We start from the raw sequence: 16,770 nt of genomic DNA, 5'->3' as shown, positions 1-16,770 counted from the left end.
CGGCCGCCACGGCAACGACAAGATCCGGCGGGGACGGGCCGGTGCGGCCCGGGAAATCACGGCAACCCGAGAGGCGGGTCAGCTGAGTTCCGCACGCACAATGGCGGCCCCGTCCGCCATGGCCTTCATTTTTCCGAAAGCCACGTCGCGCGGCAGGTATTTCAATCCGCAATCGGGGGCGACGACCACTTTCTCCGCGTCGACATGAGGCAGCGCACGGCGGATGCGGGCCGCGATGATCTCCGGTGTCTCGACGGCCATGTCGGCCAGGTCCAGGACACCGACCATGATCGTCTTGCCGCGCAGTTCCTCCAGCACCGAGGTGTCGAGGTTCGCCTGCGCCGTTTCGATGCTGATCTGGTCGCAGGTGCAGGCCTTCATCTGCGGCAGGAAGGAGTAGCCTTCGGGCCGGGTCTTGGTCATGGCGGCATAGCCGAAGCAGATGTGCACGGCCGTGGTGCCGGCAGCGCCCTCAAGCGCCCTGTTGATCGCCTCGACGCCGTACTCGGCCGCAATCTCCGGCTTGGCCTGGAGCCACGGCTCGTCGAGCTGCACGATGTCCGCGCCGGCCGCGAACAGGTCGGCGATCTCTTCCCTGACGGCGTCCGCATAGTCCATCGCGGCATCGGCCGTGGACGGGTAATAGTCATTCTGGGCCTGAAGGCTCATCGTGAAGGGCCCGGGCAGCGTGATCTTGACCTTTCGTTTGGTATGGGCGCGGAGGAATTTCAGGTCCTCGACCTCCACCGGACGTGCGCGGGCAATCCTGCCGACAATCCGCGGCACCGGAACCGGGCTGCCGGAACGGGTCATCACCTCGCCGTAATTGTCGAGATCCACGCCGTCCAGCGCCGTCGCGAAACGGTTGGAGTAACTCTCCCGCCGGATCTCGCCGTCGGTAATGATATCGAGGCCCGCTTCCTCCTGCTCGCGGATCGCGACCCGCGTGGCGTCGTCCTGCGCCTCGCGCAGGAACGCTTCCGGAATGCGCCAGAGTTCACGCGCGCGGGTTCTCGGCGGGAACTGGCCCTTCAGCTTCTCGCGATCGATCAGCCAGTCGGGTTGGCAGTAGCTGCCGACGAGTGTCGTGGGAAATAACATGGTCTTGCATTCCTGCTGTGAACCGGCAGCGGGGTGTTCCGCCCGCATCCGGCCGATGTCATCACAATCCCGGCCTGCCCTGACCTGATCCCGGGCAAGCCACCAATGCACCCGGATTGCTGCCGCCGGGCTCGGCGGCGCGGCAGCTTACGGGGGCACGTGGCACGGCCCGCGGGCCCTTCGCGCCGGTTGCCGGCCGGCATCCTAGGCAAAGAGATCCTGTTCCACGCCGGCCTTTTCGAAAATGTAGTCGCGGCTCTCTTCCAGCTCCCGGCGAAGCTTGTCCATATCATGGCCCAGCAGCTGCCCCTGCCATTTCCGGATCTTGCCCGCCACCATCACGGTGTCCACGTTCGTGCGATCCATCAGGGTGACGACCGCGCCCGGCGCATTGTTGAGCGGCGCCACGTTGATCGCCTCGGCGTCCAGCAGGATGATATCGGCGTCCTTGCCCGGCGTCAGGGATCCGGTTTTCCGGTCGAGCCGCAGCCCCCTGGCGCCTTCGATGGTTGCGTGCCGGATTGCGTCGGATGTGCGCATCAGCGCCGGGAAGTCCTCGTCGCCGGACAAGGCCCGCTCGTTCGCGCGCATCCGCTGGAGCGTAAGCATGCTGCGCATCTGGGTGAAAAAGTCCGCCGACATCGTGCATTCGACATCCGACGACAGCGACACCGACATGCCAAGGTCGAGGGCTTTCTGGATCGGCGGTTCGCCGTGACGCATATGCATCTCGATCGGGACCGAAAGAGACACATGCGCGCCGGCATCGGCGGCCGCCTTCCAGGCATCGTCGGTCATGCCGGTCATGTGGATGAAGATGTTGTCCGGTCCGAAAACACCTTTCTTGGCCAGTTCGTCGAAGATCGGCGTCATGCCGAAGGTGGTCACGACATGCAGCGCGATTTGCAGGTCCAGCTCACGCCCGATCTGCCACATCTCCTCGTAGCCCTCGATATAGATCTCGCCCCCCATGACCATGGTCAGCAGGCTGTCGTCGGAGCTGAAGTGTTCCTTGCGGATCCGCCGCGCGCCGCCCGGATGTTCCTTGCCGTCCCACCAGCCTTCGAAATAGCCGAAGACGCCGCGCCGGCCGGCATCGCGAAGGCCCTCGATTGCGGCATCGGAGTGCTCGGCCGAATGATGGATCTGGCTCACGTCCATCACCGTGGTCACGCCCGCGTCCAGCTGGGCAAGGCCGCCGTAGAGCTCGTTGATATAGACATCGCGGGGCCGGTAGTGCTGCGAGAAATTGAGCAGCATCGTCTCGTAATAGTTTTTCGCGTTTTCCGGCTTGCCGTCATTGACGACGATGGCGTCGGCGAGCGAAGAGCGCAGCCCGGTCTCGAACTGGTGGTGATGGGTGTCGATGAAGCCCGGCATGACGATCTTGCCCGTGGCATCGATCACATGCGCGTCGGCCGCGTCGATATTGGCGGCGACGTCGACGATCTTCGATCCTTCCACCAGCACGTCGCCCCTGGCGTGGTTGCCGACCGCATCATCGACGGACATCACCACGCCGCCCTTGATCAGGAGCCGGGTGCCTTTCTCGCCGGAGAGTTCGGGCAGGGGCGCCGCCGTGATCCTGGTGGTCGCCGCCTGGGCCGCCGCCGCTCCGGAATTGCTGTCGGGAGGAGCGCAAAAGATCGGGACATTTCCAGGGCATAGCGCCCTGGGCGTTGCGGGGCTGCAAAGTCTGCACATGGTCTGTCTCCTCCCAGAAACTTGGTTATCCGCTCAGAACCGACCTGAGCGTCGGATAGCGGGTCAGTTGATATGCGATGTGAGATGCGGCTTCCCGAAGCGCCGGCAGCCGCTCCTTCAAAAGCAGCTCCGGTGTCACCATGCCGGTATAGCCAGAGGTATTGAGCGCAGCGACAACCGCGCCGCCGGGATCGCGTACCGGCACGGCGAGCGCGGTGATGCCGTAGTCGAGTTGATCAACGGTGATCGCATAGCCGTTGGTCCGGGCTCCCATGATCTCGTCCCGCAGTGCCGCGGGGTCGGTGCAGGTCCTGGACGTCAGGGGTTTCGGCTGACAGGTCCGGAGATAGGCATCCAGGTTGTCGTCCGACAATCCGGCCAGCAGGACCCGGCCCATGGACGTGGCATAGGCCGGATACCGCGCGCCGGGGACCGCCGCAGCGCGCCGCGCACGCTGCACCGAATGATGGGCGACGTAGATCACGTCATTGCCGTCGAGCGTTCCGACCGAAGATGCGTCGCCGAACTGTTCGACGATGCCGCGCAGATCCTCCTGCAAGATCTCGTCAATCCGTGCCGAGAAATAGAAGGCCGAACCGAGCGCCATCAATTTGGGCCGGAGGTGGAAGCGTTTGTCCCTCCGGCCGATATAGCCCAGTGTTTCCAGCGTCATGAGCGACCGGCGCGCGGCGGCCGGCGTCAGCCCCACCCGGCGCGCGACTTCGGAAAGGGTCATCTCCGGGTTGGCGGCATCGAACGCTTCGAGAATGGCAATTCCCTTCGCCAGGGCTTCGACGAATTCTGCCGGTTTTTCATGGATTTGTGTCAAGATCAGCTTTCTGGGGCCAGTACGAAGTCAAAGGTACAAACGGCGTCTGGCTTCTTTTCGAGTTCATAACCAAATGCATCAATGTCCTTGGCAGGATCCAGGCTGGCGATCAATGACTTGCGAACCCCGAAGACGGCGTCATTGTCGAGATATTCCATGTTCTCGAAGAAGACTTCCGTCGTGATCGAGCTCATTCCCGGTGCACGCACGATGTAGTGGAGATGCGCAGGCCGCCAGGCATGGCGATTTCCTGCACGCAGAAGCTTTCCGACGGGCCCGTCATAGGGAACCGTGTAGGGCTTCGGCAATACGGTTGTGTAGTAGAAACGGCCGGTGTCATCGGCTTCGAAAACACCGCGAAGGTCGAACTTGTCCTGCCCCTGGTCCTGTTCCTGGATCGGGTAGGTTCCCGACGAGTCCGCCTGCCAGGTATCGATGATCGCACCTGGCAAGGGATTGTGCAGCGTGTCGGTGATCTTGCCGTGGACCAGCACGCAGACACCGTCACGTTCGTCCGACAGGTCGGAACCGAGCGTCTTGCGCGGTGCTTTATCAAGGTAGAACGGACCGAGGTTCGAGCCTTCGGTGGCACCGCCCTTGGTGTTGATCATGTCGACCAGGGCCGAGAACCCGAGCACGTCCGACAGAAGGATGAATTCGTGCCGCTCCGGTGTCGAGATCTGACCGCAGTCGTACAGGAAATTCAGAACACCCATCCACTCTTCGTGGTTGACCTGGTTTTCTCTCGTGAAGTCGTGCAGGTGGTCAAGAAAACTGTGCAACAGCTGCTCAAAGCGGCTGCCGGGCTCGGTCTTGAATGTTTGCTTGACGGCTTCAGTGATCGTGAACTGATTGATATCCCGCATGTTTTTCCTCCCAATCCCGATTGCCGGGCGCAACGCTCGATAATTCGACTTGACTGGAAGCTAGTCCGCTCCATACTTTTCGGCAAGTGCAAAAGTTTTCGCATTGCGAAAAAATGAGGAAGAGACATGCGTATCGGAAAGCAGGATCAGTCCTTCACGGCCATTGCGACCTCGGATGCCGAGAGCGTGACGGTCCGGGGTCATGACCTTTGCGACGACCTGATCGGGAAGATCAATTTCACCGATTATTTCTGGCTGCTTGTTCTGGGCGAGAAGCCGAGCGAAGCACAGCGCGACATGATGGACGCCTGTCTTGTCGCAATCGCCGAGCACGGGCTTGTGCCCTCGGTGCAGGCAGCGCGCATGACGCTCGCGGCCGGTCCCGACGCCTGGCAGGGCGCCATGGCGGCAGGCCTGCTCGGCATGGGCAGCGTTGTCGCCGGAAGCTCGGAGACCGCGGGCCGTTATCTGGCCGAACTGGTCGCGAAGGCGGAGCAGGATGGCACCGATATGGAAACCGCCGCCATTGCCAGTCTCAACGAACACAAGGCCAACCGCCGCAAGGTCGCCGGTCTCGGCCACCCGCAACACAATTCCGGCGATCCGCGCGCCGACAGGCTTCTGGCGATCGCCGACGACCTGGGCATCACGGGCAAATATATCGAGATGCTTCGTATCCTGGGAGAGCACGCCCCGCGCATCATCGAACGCCCGCTGCCGATCAACGTGTCGGGCGCGATCCCGGCCTGCATCCTCGACGCGGGCTGGCCGCTCGATGCGATCAAGGCCGTGCCGCTTCTGGCCCGCACCGCAGGCCTTTCGGCCCACCTTTTCGAGGAAACACGGCGCTCGATCGGATTCATCATGTCGCACAAGGCCGACCTTGCCATCGAGTATGACGGCAAACCCTCGGCGCGGCACTCCACGGCTGCGGAGTAAACCATGGTCAAAATACTGAAGGATATCCGCGTCGTCGAACTGGGCACCTACATCACGGGTCCCGCGGCCGGCATGCACCTTGCCGATCTCGGCGCCGACGTCATCAAGGTCGAACGCCCCGGCACCGGCGACCCGTTTCGCGCGTTCAAGGGCGGCCTCTATTCGCCGCATTACCAGACATACAACCGCAACAAGCGCTCCATCGCGCTCGACACCAAGGATCCTGCCGACCTGTCGGTCCTGCACGACCTCGTCTCGACCGCGGACGTCTTCATCCAGAACTTCCGTCCCGGCGTGGCCGAGAAACTCGGCGCCGGTGAAGACCAGCTCCGGAAAATCCGCCCCGACCTGATCTATTGCGCCATCTCGGGCTTCGGCCAGTCCGGCCCTTCCCGTGACCGGCCCGCCTACGATACCGTCGCGCAGGCCGCGAGCGGCTACCTCCGGCTGCTGACCCCTCCCACCAACCCCCGCGTCATCGGTCCCGCCATCGCGGATGCCGTTACCGGCCAGTATGCCGCGATGGGCCTCCTCGCCGCGCTCCTGGAGCGTTCGAAAACCGGCGAGGGCAGACGGCTGGACATTTCGATGCTGGAGGCGATGTGCCATTTCAACCTCGACAGCTTCACCCACTTTTACTCCGTAAACGAGGTCATGGGTCCGCTCTCGCGCCCCGTCGTGTCGCAGTCCTACACGTTCGAATGCGGGGACGGGACATGGATCGCCATCCACATGTCCTCGCCCGACAAGTTCTGGGAGGGCTTCCTCGCCGCGACGGGACAGGAGCAGCTGAAGGACGACCCGCGTTTTGCCGAGCGGCTGGAACGGATCAAGCACCAGGAAGGCCTGATCGAGCACTTCACGCCGATTTTCAAAACAAGGACGCGCGACGCGTGGTGCGCGCTCCTGCTGGCCAACGAGGTACCGCACGCGCCGGCCTATGATTCAAACGAGGCGCTCGAAGACCCGCAGGCGCAGCACCTGAACCTGAAGGTCGAAGCCCCGTCTTCGGAACGCGGAACGTTCACCACGGTCCGCGCGCCCTACAACTTTGACGGAAGCCCGGAACTCAACGTCTTGCCGCCCCCCGTCCTGGACGAACATGGCGAGGAAATCCGGGCCGAAATAGCAAAAAGAAAGGCAAGCTAAACCGGCTGTCCGCGGCCCACAGGCCGCCTTCATGGGAGGAAGAAAATGAAATTCATTCGTGGAGCGCTTCTTTGCGCCGTGCTTGCGCTGCCTGTGCAGACGCATGCCCAGGAGACGATAAACCTTACCGTGGCCTCCAGCCACCCGACCGTCGTGCCCTGGGTCGGAATGATCCAGACCCACTTCATGGCAAAAACCGACGAGATTCTTGCCGGTGAGGGAAATTACAAGATCGAGTGGAACGAGGCCTTCGGCGGCCAGCTCTACAAGGCGAATGCCACGCTGACCTCCGTCGAGGAAGGCATCACGGATGTGGGCTGGGTGTTCTCCTTCCTGGAACAGGCGAAACTGCCGCTCAGCCAGGGGTCGTCCAACGCGCCCTTCGCCACCTCCAATCCGCCCCTCCTGCTCAAGGTCATGGAAGATCTCATCGAGAACAACGAGGCGTTCAAAAACGAGTGGGAACAGCACAATTTGAAAGTGCTCGGCCTGACGGCAACCGATCTCTATGACTTCTACCTCAAGGAGCCGATCTCCGGCATCGAGGACCTCGATGGCCGCAAGATCTCGGCCCCGGGTGTGCTCGGCAACTGGCTGCGCGGAACCGGCGCCAACGCGGTCGACGGATCGCTGCCGACCTACTACACGGACGTGCAGACTGGTGTCTCCGACGGCGTGCTCTCGCTGGCCCTCGGCGCCCTGCCGATCAAGCTCTACGAGGTTGCCCCCTACATCGCCCGCTTCGACGGTGGTGCGGTGTTTTCCGGGGCCGTCGCGATCAACCGCGACACCTGGGACGGCCTGCCGGAGGAAGTCCAGAACGCGATGATCGAGGCGGGCAAATATTATACCGAGAGCCACGGAAAGGACCTTGTCGAGCGCCACGAATTCGCGCTGAACAAGATGGTCGAGCTCGGTGCCACGATCATCGAAATGCCGGACGGCGAAACCGCGAAATGGGTGAACCTGCTGCCTGACATCGCGGGCGAATGGGCCGGGCCGCTGGAGGAGCGGGGCATTCCCGCGGACGCTTTCCTCGCAGCCTACATGGAAGGCCTGCGAGCCGCCGGTGCGTCGCCTGTCCGCGACTGGGACAAGTAGGGCCGCGCCTTGAGCGAAGACAGGGACGACACCAGGGACATTGACGCCTCCCCCGCGGGGGAGGCGCGCGAAAGCGGTGTCGAAAGGGCCTGGCGCCGGCTTGTCGAGGCCTTTGCCGCCCTCGGAACCGTGCTGATCGGTGTACTGATGATCATCATCTGCGCCGATATCATTGCCCGGAACGCCATGGGGGCGTCCCTTCCGCTCGTCTCCGAGGGAGGCGCCCTCCTGGTGGTCACGCTCGTCGCGCTTCAGCTCGCGGCGACCATTCGCGCCGGCCGGCTGGCGCGGACCGAGGTCTTCATCGTCCCGTTTTCCGAGGCTTTCCCGAAGACCGGCGCCGTCTTGAACGGCTTCTACAATCTGGTCGGAGCGCTCGTCCTCGGCATCATCGCCTGGGCCTCGATCCGGGTTGTCCAGAAGGACATTTCTGCGGTCGAGTTCATCGGGGTCACCGGCATCGCGACGCTGCCGACCTGGCCTTTCCGCGTTCTGATCCTGGCCGGCTTTGCCGTTGCCTCCATCGAATTCGTGTTCCGTATCATCGGGGCGTTCCGCAGCAGGACAGTCAAATGACCCCGTTCGATATCGGTGCAATCGCCATAGGTGTCCTGATCCTTCTCATCCTGATCGGCATGCCCATCGGCATCAGCATGCTCTCCGTCTCGCTCGCCGGCGTCGCGCTGATCCGGAACGAAACCGTTGCCGTCCGCATGATGACCCAGGTGGCGAATGACAGCCTTGAGGAGTATCTCTTCGCCGTCGTCCCGCTGTTCGTGCTGATGGGGTTGCTCGTGACCGTCTCGGGCGTCGGCAAGGACACGTTCGACGTGTTTCAGAAATTGCTGAGGCGCGTGACCGCGGGGCTTGGGGTCGCCACCGTCTTCGCCAACGCCGTGTTTGCCGCGATCACAGGCATTTCCATCGCGTCGGCGACAGTCTTCAGCCGTATCGCTGTCCCGGAGATGCGCCGCCACGGATACACCAACCGCTTTGCCACCGGCGTTGTCGCGGGGTCGTCGGTGCTCGGCATGCTGATCCCGCCCTCGCTCCTGATGATCGTCTACGCCGTGCTTGCCGAACAGTCGGTCGGCCGCATGTTCCTTGCAGGCATCGGCCCCGGTCTGCTGCTCGCGCTCGCCTTCATCGTGACGATCTTCTTCCTTGCCTCCACGCGCCGGACATTCGTCTTCGAAAGAGGCGACGGGGCGGCCTATGCGGACATCGGCCTTCTCGACATAGTCGCAAAGTCCGTTCCGATCCTGTCGCTGATGATCCTCGTTCTCGGGGGTCTGTACAGGGGATACCTGAACCCGACGGAGGCCGGCGCCGCGGGCGCTTTCGGAGCGCTGGTGATTGCGGTGCTCCGCCGCTCGCTCGACCGGGCCACGTTCTGGCGCATTCTGGTCGAGACAGGGCAGATCACCGTATCGGTGCTGTTCCTCATCCTCGCCGCGACGTTTTTCAGCCGGATGCTCGCGCTGTCAGGCGTGCCCCGCGAACTGGCCGAGTTTTTCCTGTCCGGCAATGTCGGGCCCTATGGTTTCCTGGTCGCCTATATCCTGCTGATCGTCGCGCTTGGTTGCCTGATCGATTCCATTTCGATCATGCTGATTGTCCTACCGATTGCCCTGCCCGTCGCGGACGCGGCCCAGTTCGATCTTGTCTGGTTCGGCGTCATCACCGTGATCGCCGTCGAGATCGGCCTTTTGACCCCGCCTTTCGGCCTGTCGGTCTACACCATCAAGTCCGCCATGGACGACCCCGGCCTCAAGGTCGGTGAGATCTTCGGTGGCGCCTTCCCCTTCGTGCTGGCAATGCTGGCCACGCTTGCGGTGATTGTCATTGCCCCCTCCACGGCCACATGGCTCGCCCGTTTCTGACCAGAAGAGGTCCCGAATGCCCGACATCAACATACTTCTTGTTCCCGGTAGCCTGCGCGAAGCGTCTTCGTCGCGCGCCACCGCCCGCGCGCTCGCGCACCGGCTGGGGGATCATGCGACCTTCACCACCGCGGATATCGGCAAGCTGCCCCATTACAATGCGGACGTGACCGGCAACACCGGCGTTGCCGAGTTCTTGGGACTTGTACAGGCCGCCGACGGCATCATATTCGTCACCCCCGAATACAATTACAGCGTCCCGGGTGTCCTGAAGAACGCCATCGACTGGGCCTCGCGCCCGGCCTACGCTTCCGTCTTCAGGGACAAGCCGTGCTGCGTCGTCAGCGTTTCAGGCGGCGCCCTGGGCGGGGTCCGTGCGCAGGCTCACCTCAAATACATTCTGAACGGAATGCTGGCCCGGGTGCATTCCTGCAAGGAAATCGTGATCCCGCATGCCAATGCAAAGGTGAGTGACGGCATGCTGAACGACGAGGACGTACTCGCTTTCGCAGAGACCGAGATCCGCCCGTTTCTTGACAGCCTCGGCTGACCCTTCCCCGGAATTTGCGCAATACGGAGCAACTCATGCGTCTAGCCAGTTTCATACGTCCTGACGGCAGCCGGTCCTACGGCACGGTCCGGGACGAGCATGTTCTCGATGCCGGCGCCGCGCTGGCCGGCAAGTACCCTGATCTGAAAGCCGTCCTCGCCGCCGGTGCAACCGGCGAATTGACGGGCGTGGGCGAGGCGTTGCCGCGCGACGCCATCACGTTTCTGCCGCCGGTTCCGAACCCGGACAAGATCCTGTGTGTCGGACTGAACTACCTGCCGCACATTCTTGAATCCGGCCGCCCGCATCCACAATACCCGTCCCTGTTCACGCGGTATCCCTCTTCCGTGGTCGGGCACGGTGTTCCGATCGTGCGGCCGAAAGCCAGCCGGGAATTCGACTACGAGGGCGAACTGGCATTCGTCATCGGCAAGGATGGCCGCCACATTGCCGAGGCCGATGCCTGGGATCACATTGCGGGCTATTCCTGTTTCAACGAGGGATCCGTTCGCGATTACCAGAACCACACCACCCAGTTCTGGCCCGGCAAGAGTTTCGAACAGTCCGGTTCGATGGGCCCCTGGCTGGTCACTCCCGACGAGGTCGGCGATATACGCGACCAGACCCTGACGACCCGCGTCAACGGCAATGTGGAACAGCATGCGCCGATATCCGATCTCGCCATCGGCATACCGGAAATCATTGCCTACGCCTCGACCGTCCTGACACTGAATGCCGGGGACATCATCGTGACCGGCACGCCTGGAGGCGTTGGACGATATCGCAAACCGCAGCTGTTTCTCGAACCGGGCATGTCGGTCGAAGTCGAGATCAGCAAGGTCGGGTGTCTCAGGAACGAGGTCGCGCAGGAACAGTGACAGCAGCATTGGTGCGGCTCTGACACCGGTTCTCAGGCACGGGATTTTCCCGGTTCGGGGATCATTTGATCGCCTGGATCGGGAATTGAAGGCCTGGTCAGCCCGGCAGAGCCAGGAGGGCCGGAATCGCTGCAAACCGGCCTGAAGACACCAGGGAAAACGCGTTCAACGCGCGGCCGCCCAACGGGCCGGGCCCGGACACCTCCTTGACACCTACTTGGCACCTCCGGAGCATCTCGCCCGACGAAAGCTTCGGCGCAACATTTCGGCAGCGCGGGCGCCGGTCCTGCCTCCCGCAGTCCTGGTGCGTTTCTGGTTTCCCGCCCCCCGTTGGCCAAACGCTGAAATGACAAGGACCAAAAGCCTTGACAACGGCCTGCGAAGCAGTCCGGATCCGGAAGGGGTCGGGGCCGAATTCCAACTGGTTAGCGCCTGACCTCGGGCCGCCCGTCGCATTGATTGCGGTACATCCGGATTATTCGTGTCAGGAACAGACCATGGACTTCAGTATCTCGCCCCGCACAGAAGATTTCAGGGCCCGCATTGCTCGGTTTGTTGAAGACGACGTCTTGCCCCTTGAAGAGGACCGGTCGAATTACGATCCGCACGAAAACATCAGGCTCGACGTGCTGGAAACTGTTCGCGAGAAAGCACGAAGCCAGGGTCTCTGGTGCCTGCAGCTGAAGCCGGAAACCGGCGGCCAGGGTCTCGACAAGGTCGGCATGGCGGTTTGTTACGAGGAGATGAACCGGTCCATTTTCGGCCCGGTGGTGTTCAATTCCGCCGCGCCCGACGACGGCAACATGATGGTGCTGGAAAAGACCGCGACGCCCGGCCAGAAAGAACGCTGGCTTCAACCTGTCGTGGACGGCCGGGTCCGCTCCGCCTTCGTCATGACGGAACCGCATCCGGGCGGTGGCTCCGACCCTTCCATGATGTTGACAACAGCGAAAAGAACCGGTGACCGCTACATCGTCCGGGGCCGCAAATGGTTCATCACCGGAGCGGAAGAATCCCAGCATTTCATCCTGATGGCCAGGACGTCGGACGATCCGCGCAAGGGCCTGACCGCCTTCATGTTCGACAGGGACACACCCGGCTGGCGTATCGACCGGCGCATCCCGATCATGGGGCCGGAAGAACACGGCGGGCATTGCGAGCTGGTGTTCGAGGACATGGAAATTCCTGCCGCGGACATGCTGCTGAACGAGGGGGACGGGTTGAAACTGACGCAAATGCGTCTCGGGCCTGCCCGGTTGACCCATTGCATGCGCTGGCTGGGCCTGTCCAAACGCTGTGTCGAGATCGCGACGACATATGCCAGGGAACGGTTCGCGTTCGGAGAACGCCTGTCCGACCGGGAAAGCATCAAGATGATGCTGGGCGATCTCGCCATGCAGATCGAGGTCGGGCGACTTCTGGTCATGAAGGCCGCCTGGGAGCTGGACCGCGGCTCCTTCGCACGCAAGGAAGTCTCCATGGCCAAGGTTCATGTTGCCAATCTCCTTCACAAGGCGGCGGATACAGCAATCCAGATCAACGGTGCGCGGGGCTATTCCAAGGACACCGTCCTTGAGTGGATTTATCGCTACGCCAGGCAGGCACGTTTGGTCGACGGGGCTGACGAGGTTCACAAGATGGTGCTGGAGCGCCACCTGGAGCAGGAAAATCGGGATTTCTGGCGATGGCAGAGTGGCGAATAGCAGCCCCCCAAAGACCGGAAGAAGCTTAGAACAGTGACCAGCTTTCGGTGACCATTCACGGTGACCTAGTGCCGATCCTGTCTGTGTTTGCGGAGGCGGGAGGCCCAAACAAAAAACAGCCCTGACTTTTTCAAGTCAGGGCTGATGATGGTGGTTCTGGGCGCAGGATTTGAACCGTTCGGGCTACAATTGATCCACTGGATCAATTGCTTAACGCCCTCACCCTTCAGGTTATGAGCCTGACGAGGTGAGGCCCGAGAAGATCAAGGTCCGCTGGACCTTGAGCCGACCGAACGGGCTGCCCCCTTTTGAACGCGGGGTTGATTTGGCGCAGAACGTCAAAAAGCCCGCCGCATTTAGCGGACGGGCTTTTTTTTGATTTGGTTGCGGGAGCAGGATTTGAATGATTTTTGTCCCTTGGTGTCGGGCGAAGCCCTCCTTTCGGGCCCCTGTCAGCTCAAAATCTGTATCCGTTTCCCAACAAAAAACCCGGCACGAGGCCGGGTTGTTTATTGGTTGCGGGAGCAGGATTTGAACCTGCGACCTTCAGGTTATGAGCCTGACGAGCTACCGGGCTGCTCCATCCCGCGTTATTCGTTTCATCAGAGGGTACCAGAGTATCCTCGAAGGGCCTTTTTTAGGCCCTTTTGTTTGTTTTGTTTGTCCTCGGCGCTTTGCGCCTGCGGGCAAACGTGGGCTGCTCCATCTTGGGCAAGCCCTGGAATTTTTAGTGCCTTGGATGCTGCGCCGGTATGGGACAAGAGTTCCGAAGCGCAGCGAAGGCAAGCGCAAGTGCGCGCCGGCCAATTTTGGCCGCCCCCAAGAGCACAAATTCGGGAGGCCAGGGCGAAGCCCGGTACGGCCGTGAGCGCTATGTTGAAGAGGTTTCAAACTGCGATTAGCAGGCCTGGCGGCGACCTACTCTCCCACACCTTAAGATGCAGTACCATTGGCGCTGGGGAGTTTCACGGCCGAGTTCGGGATGGGATCGGGTGGGGGCTCCCCGCTGGGGCCACCAGGCCGGCGAAGCGCAGTTTTACGACGTAAAACTGGTTTGACTTGTGTCCTCACGGTTGAGCGGGCCTTTGGCCCTAACCTCCGGACGGGGCGCGCGAGCGCGCGGCGGCCGGTCGGCCTTGCGGACCTTAAGGTCCGGGCTCTTTTCCCTTTCGGGTCAGGAGCCAGAAGGCTTTGAGAACACTGGTCTTTTCTTAAATATCGATGACCTGGTTCTGGCACGTTCCGGAGCTTTGCTCCGCAAGCGCAAGTGCGCGCCGGCCGGTCAGGCCGCGTGGTTCGCAGGACAGGCCCGGCAGGGCCGGTACGTCCGTGAGAACAAAACCGATCAGATTGAAGCCTTTGGCTTCAAGATAAGCATTGATTAATGAGAGCAATCAAGCCGAACGAGCTATTAGTAAAGCTAAGCTTCATGCATTGCTGCACTTCCACACGCTTCCTATCGACGTGGTGGTCTTCCACGGCTCTTCAGGGAGAACTCGTTTTGAGGTGGGTTTCCCGCTTAGATGCTTTCAGCGGTTATCCCTTCCGTACATAGCTACCCTGCAATGCGGCTGGCGCCACAACAGGTCCACCAGAGGTACGTCCATCCCGGTCCTCTCGTACTAGGGACAGATCCTCTCAATTCTCCTACACCCACGGCAGATAGGGACCGAACTGTCTCGCGACGTTCTGAACCCAACTCACGTACCACTTTAATTGGCGAACAGCCAAACCCTTGGGACCTGCTCCAGCCCCAGGATGTGATGAGTCGACATCGAGGTGCCAAACAATGCCGTCGATATGGACTCTTGGGCATCATCAGCCTGTTATCCCCGGCGTACCTTTTATCCGTTGAGCGATGGCCCTTCCACGAGGGACCACCGGATCACTATGGCCGACTTTCGTCTCTGCTCGACTTGTCAGTCTCGCAGTCAGGCAGGCTTATGCCATTGCACTCAACGAGCGATTTCCGACCGCTCTGAGCCCACCTTCGCGCGCCTCCGTTACCATTTGGGAGGCGACCGCCCCAGTCAAACTACCCGCCACACACGGTCCCGGATATTGTTGTACCGCGGTTAGATATCCATGACGACAAGGGTGGTATTTCAAGGGTGACTCCACAAGAGCTGGCGCCCTTGCTTCGACGTCTACCACCTATCCTACACATGTCGTGACGAATACCAGTGTGAAGCTGTAGTAAAGGTGCACGGGGTCTTTCCGTCTGACCGCAGGAACCCCGCATCTTCACGGGGAATTCAATTTCACTGAGTCTATGCTGGAGACAGCGGGGAAGTCGTTACGCCATTCGTGCAGGTCGGAACTTACCCGACAAGGAATTTCGCTACCTTAGGACCGTTATAGTTACGGCCGCCGTTTACTGGGGCTTCAATTCGGTGCTTGCACACCTCCTCTTAACCTTCCAGCACCGGGCAGGCGTCAGACCCTATACGTCGCCTTGCGGCTTCGCAGAGCCCTGTGTTTTTGATAAACAGTCGCCACCCCCTGGTCTGTGCCACCCCAATCCGGTTGCCCGAACTGAGGTCTCCCTTCTCGCGAACTTACGGGAGCATTTTGCCGAGTTCCTTCAGCATAGTTCTCTCAAGCGCCTTGGTATGCTCTACCAGTCCACCTGTGTCGGTTTCGGGTACGGTTTATACGGTGGAGCTATTTCCTGGAACACCTTCGCTGCACCCCCAATCCAATAAGGAGATACAACACACGGCATCCGTCACTACCACCAAGCTGCAGAATATTAACTGCATTCCCATCGACTACGCCTTTCGGCCTCGCCTTAGGGGCCGGCTAACCCTGCGCCGATTAGCGTTGCGCAGGAACCCTTGGACTTTCGGCGAGCGGGTCTCTCACCCGCTTTATCGTTACTCATGTCAGCATTCGCACTTCTGATATCTCCAGGAGCCCTCGCGGGTCTCCCTTCGCAGACTTACAGAACGCTCCGCTACCGCGCATCTTAAAGATGCACCCGCAGTTTCGGTGTATGGCTTGAGCCCCGGTACATTTTCGGCGCGGAACCCCTTATTTAGACCAGTGAGCTGTTACGCTTTCTTTAAATGATGGCTGCTTCTAAGCCAACATCCTGGTTGTTTTGGGAGTTCTACATCCTTTCCCACTTAGCCATAACTTAGGGACCTTAACTGGCGGTCAGGGTTGTTTCCCTCTCCACAATGGACGTTAGCACCCACTGTGTGTCTGCCGGATAGTACTTCTCGGTATTCGGAGTTTGGTTAGGATCAGTAAGGCGGTAAGCCCCCATAGCCCATCCAGTGCTCTACCCCCGAGAGTATTCATCCGACGCTCTACCTAAATAGATTTCGCGGAGAACCAGCTATTTCCGAGTTTGATTGGCCTTTCACCCCTAGCCACAGCTCATCCCCGACTTTTTCAACAGGCGTGGGTTCGGTCCTCCAGTGCGTGTTACCGCACCTTCAACCTGGCCATGGCTAGATCACTCGGTTTCGGGTCTAATCCAACGAACTAAGCGCCCTATTCAGACTCGCTTTCGCTGCGCATACACCTATCGGCTTAAGCTTGCTCGTTAAATTAAGTCGCTGACCCATTATACAAAAGGTACGCTGTCAGGCACGAAGCCCTCCAACTGATTGTAGGCATCCGGTTTCAGGAACTGTTTCACTCCCCTCGTCGGGGTACTTTTCACCTTTCCCTCACGGTACTTGTTCGCTATCGGTCGACAAGGAGTACTTAGGCTTGGAGGGTGGTCCCCCCACGTTCAGACAGGATTTCACGTGTCCCGCCCTACTCGAGGACTATAAAGTTTTCTACCCGTAAGGGGCTATCACCCACTAAGGCCCGACTTTCCAGACGGTTCCGGTTCTTACTCTATAGCCACTGGCCTGGTCCGCGTTCGCTCGCCACTACTAGCGGAGTCTCGGTTGATGTCCTTTCCTCCGGGTACTTAGATGTTTCAGTTCCCCGGGTTTGCTCCCTTGCGGGTACTCCATACGGAGTGGGTTGCCCCATTCGGAAATTCACGGATCAAAGCTTATTCGCAGCTCCCCATGACTTATCGCAGCGTATCACGTCCTTCATCG

The 16,770-nt window shown here is 60.9% G+C and carries 12 protein-coding genes, 1 tRNA gene and 2 rRNA genes (1 of these 15 only partly in view); 8 read left to right on the top strand and 7 right to left on the bottom strand.

All coding sequences use genetic code 11. The features are described 5' to 3' along the window. Positions 1–78: 78 nt before the first annotated feature. From O6760_RS10960 to O6760_RS10945, 4 genes are all read right to left on the bottom strand, one after another. Positions 79–1,101, bottom strand: coding sequence for a uroporphyrinogen decarboxylase family protein (locus tag O6760_RS10960; protein ID WP_269585404.1), 1,023 nt, complete (start codon positions 1,099–1,101; stop codon positions 79–81). 204 nt (positions 1,102–1,305) lie between these two features. Then, positions 1,306–2,805, bottom strand: a complete 1,500-nt coding sequence (locus tag O6760_RS10955; RefSeq protein ID WP_269585403.1) for an amidohydrolase family protein — start codon at positions 2,803–2,805, stop codon at positions 1,306–1,308. Between the two features lie 25 nt (positions 2,806–2,830). After that, on the bottom strand, positions 2,831–3,634 hold the full coding sequence (locus O6760_RS10950; RefSeq protein WP_269585402.1) for an IclR family transcriptional regulator domain-containing protein: 804 nt from the start codon (positions 3,632–3,634) through the stop codon (positions 2,831–2,833). 2 nt (positions 3,635–3,636) lie between these two features. Continuing rightward, entirely contained in the window at positions 3,637–4,500 is an 864-nt protein-coding gene (locus O6760_RS10945; protein WP_269585401.1) for a dioxygenase family protein, read from the bottom strand. Between the two features lie 126 nt (positions 4,501–4,626). On the opposite strand from O6760_RS10945, the gene O6760_RS10940 reads away from it, so the two are divergent. The 8 genes from O6760_RS10940 to O6760_RS10905 all read left to right on the top strand — a co-directional run bounded on the left by O6760_RS10940 (position 4,627) and on the right by O6760_RS10905 (position 12,703). Beyond that, positions 4,627–5,439: a citryl-CoA lyase gene (locus O6760_RS10940; protein WP_269585400.1), complete on the top strand. Its 813-nt coding sequence runs from the start codon at positions 4,627–4,629 to the stop codon at positions 5,437–5,439. Positions 5,440–5,442: 3 nt separating this feature from the next. Next, positions 5,443–6,588 carry a CaiB/BaiF CoA transferase family protein gene (locus O6760_RS10935; RefSeq protein WP_269585399.1) on the top strand — a complete coding sequence of 382 codons (1,146 nt, stop codon included), beginning with the start codon at positions 5,443–5,445 and terminating at the stop codon, positions 6,586–6,588. 45 nt (positions 6,589–6,633) lie between these two features. Further along, the gene (locus O6760_RS10930; RefSeq protein WP_269585398.1) at positions 6,634–7,689 is read left to right on the top strand and encodes a C4-dicarboxylate TRAP transporter substrate-binding protein; all 1,056 of its coding nucleotides are present in this window, start codon (positions 6,634–6,636) and stop codon (positions 7,687–7,689) included. A 9-nt stretch (positions 7,690–7,698) separates the two neighbouring features. Next, positions 7,699–8,265, top strand: coding sequence for a TRAP transporter small permease subunit (locus tag O6760_RS10925; RefSeq protein ID WP_269585397.1), 567 nt, complete (start codon positions 7,699–7,701; stop codon positions 8,263–8,265). After that, positions 8,262–9,572, top strand: coding sequence for a TRAP transporter large permease (locus O6760_RS10920; protein ID WP_269585396.1), 1,311 nt, complete (start codon positions 8,262–8,264; stop codon positions 9,570–9,572). The genes O6760_RS10925 and O6760_RS10920 overlap by 4 nt, the downstream gene beginning before the upstream one ends. A 16-nt stretch (positions 9,573–9,588) precedes the next feature. Further along, complete coding sequence (locus tag O6760_RS10915; protein WP_269585395.1) at positions 9,589–10,122, top strand: NADPH-dependent FMN reductase; 534 nt, start codon at positions 9,589–9,591, stop codon at positions 10,120–10,122. Positions 10,123–10,157: 35 nt separating this feature from the next. Next, positions 10,158–11,000 (top strand): fumarylacetoacetate hydrolase family protein, encoded by an 843-nt coding sequence (locus O6760_RS10910; protein ID WP_269585394.1) that lies wholly within the window; start codon positions 10,158–10,160, stop codon positions 10,998–11,000. A gap of 497 nt (positions 11,001–11,497) precedes the next feature. Next, positions 11,498–12,703, top strand: coding sequence for an acyl-CoA dehydrogenase family protein (locus O6760_RS10905; protein ID WP_269585393.1), 1,206 nt, complete (start codon positions 11,498–11,500; stop codon positions 12,701–12,703). A 513-nt stretch (positions 12,704–13,216) separates the two neighbouring features. Here the strand turns inward: O6760_RS10905 and O6760_RS10900 are convergent. The 3 genes from O6760_RS10900 to O6760_RS10890 form a co-directional block, all read right to left on the bottom strand. Continuing rightward, positions 13,217–13,293: transfer RNA gene (locus O6760_RS10900), tRNA-Met, on the bottom strand. Positions 13,294–13,608: 315 nt separating this feature from the next. After that, positions 13,609–13,723, bottom strand: a 5S ribosomal RNA gene (gene rrf, locus O6760_RS10895). A 370-nt stretch (positions 13,724–14,093) separates the two neighbouring features. Then, positions 14,094–16,770: ribosomal RNA gene (locus O6760_RS10890) — 23S ribosomal RNA — on the bottom strand (it continues 47 nt past the right edge of the window).

Origin of the sequence: Roseibium sp. Sym1 (assembly GCF_027359675.1) — a bacterium.
Classification (GTDB): domain Bacteria; phylum Pseudomonadota; class Alphaproteobacteria; order Rhizobiales; family Stappiaceae; genus Roseibium.
Note: the sequence above shows the minus strand (reverse complement) of the source record. Positions and strands in the feature narration are given on the sequence as shown.

Bases quoted from the DNA above. Each gene is read 5' to 3' on its own strand.
- O6760_RS10960 (WP_269585404.1), bottom strand. From the start codon at position 1,101: ATGTTATTTCCCACGACACTCGTCGGCAGCTACTGCCAACCCGACTGG.
- O6760_RS10955 (WP_269585403.1), bottom strand. From the start codon at position 2,805: ATGTGCAGACTTTGCAGCCCCGCAACGCCCAGGGCGCTATGCCCTGGA.
- O6760_RS10945 (WP_269585401.1), bottom strand. From the start codon at position 4,500: ATGCGGGATATCAATCAGTTCACGATCACTGAAGCCGTCAAGCAAACA.
- O6760_RS10940 (WP_269585400.1), top strand. From the start codon at position 4,627: ATGCGTATCGGAAAGCAGGATCAGTCCTTCACGGCCATTGCGACCTCG.
- O6760_RS10935 (WP_269585399.1), top strand. From the start codon at position 5,443: ATGGTCAAAATACTGAAGGATATCCGCGTCGTCGAACTGGGCACCTAC.
- O6760_RS10930 (WP_269585398.1), top strand. From the start codon at position 6,634: ATGAAATTCATTCGTGGAGCGCTTCTTTGCGCCGTGCTTGCGCTGCCT.
- O6760_RS10920 (WP_269585396.1), top strand. From the start codon at position 8,262: ATGACCCCGTTCGATATCGGTGCAATCGCCATAGGTGTCCTGATCCTT.
- O6760_RS10915 (WP_269585395.1), top strand. From the start codon at position 9,589: ATGCCCGACATCAACATACTTCTTGTTCCCGGTAGCCTGCGCGAAGCG.
- O6760_RS10910 (WP_269585394.1), top strand. From the start codon at position 10,158: ATGCGTCTAGCCAGTTTCATACGTCCTGACGGCAGCCGGTCCTACGGC.
- O6760_RS10905 (WP_269585393.1), top strand. From the start codon at position 11,498: ATGGACTTCAGTATCTCGCCCCGCACAGAAGATTTCAGGGCCCGCATT.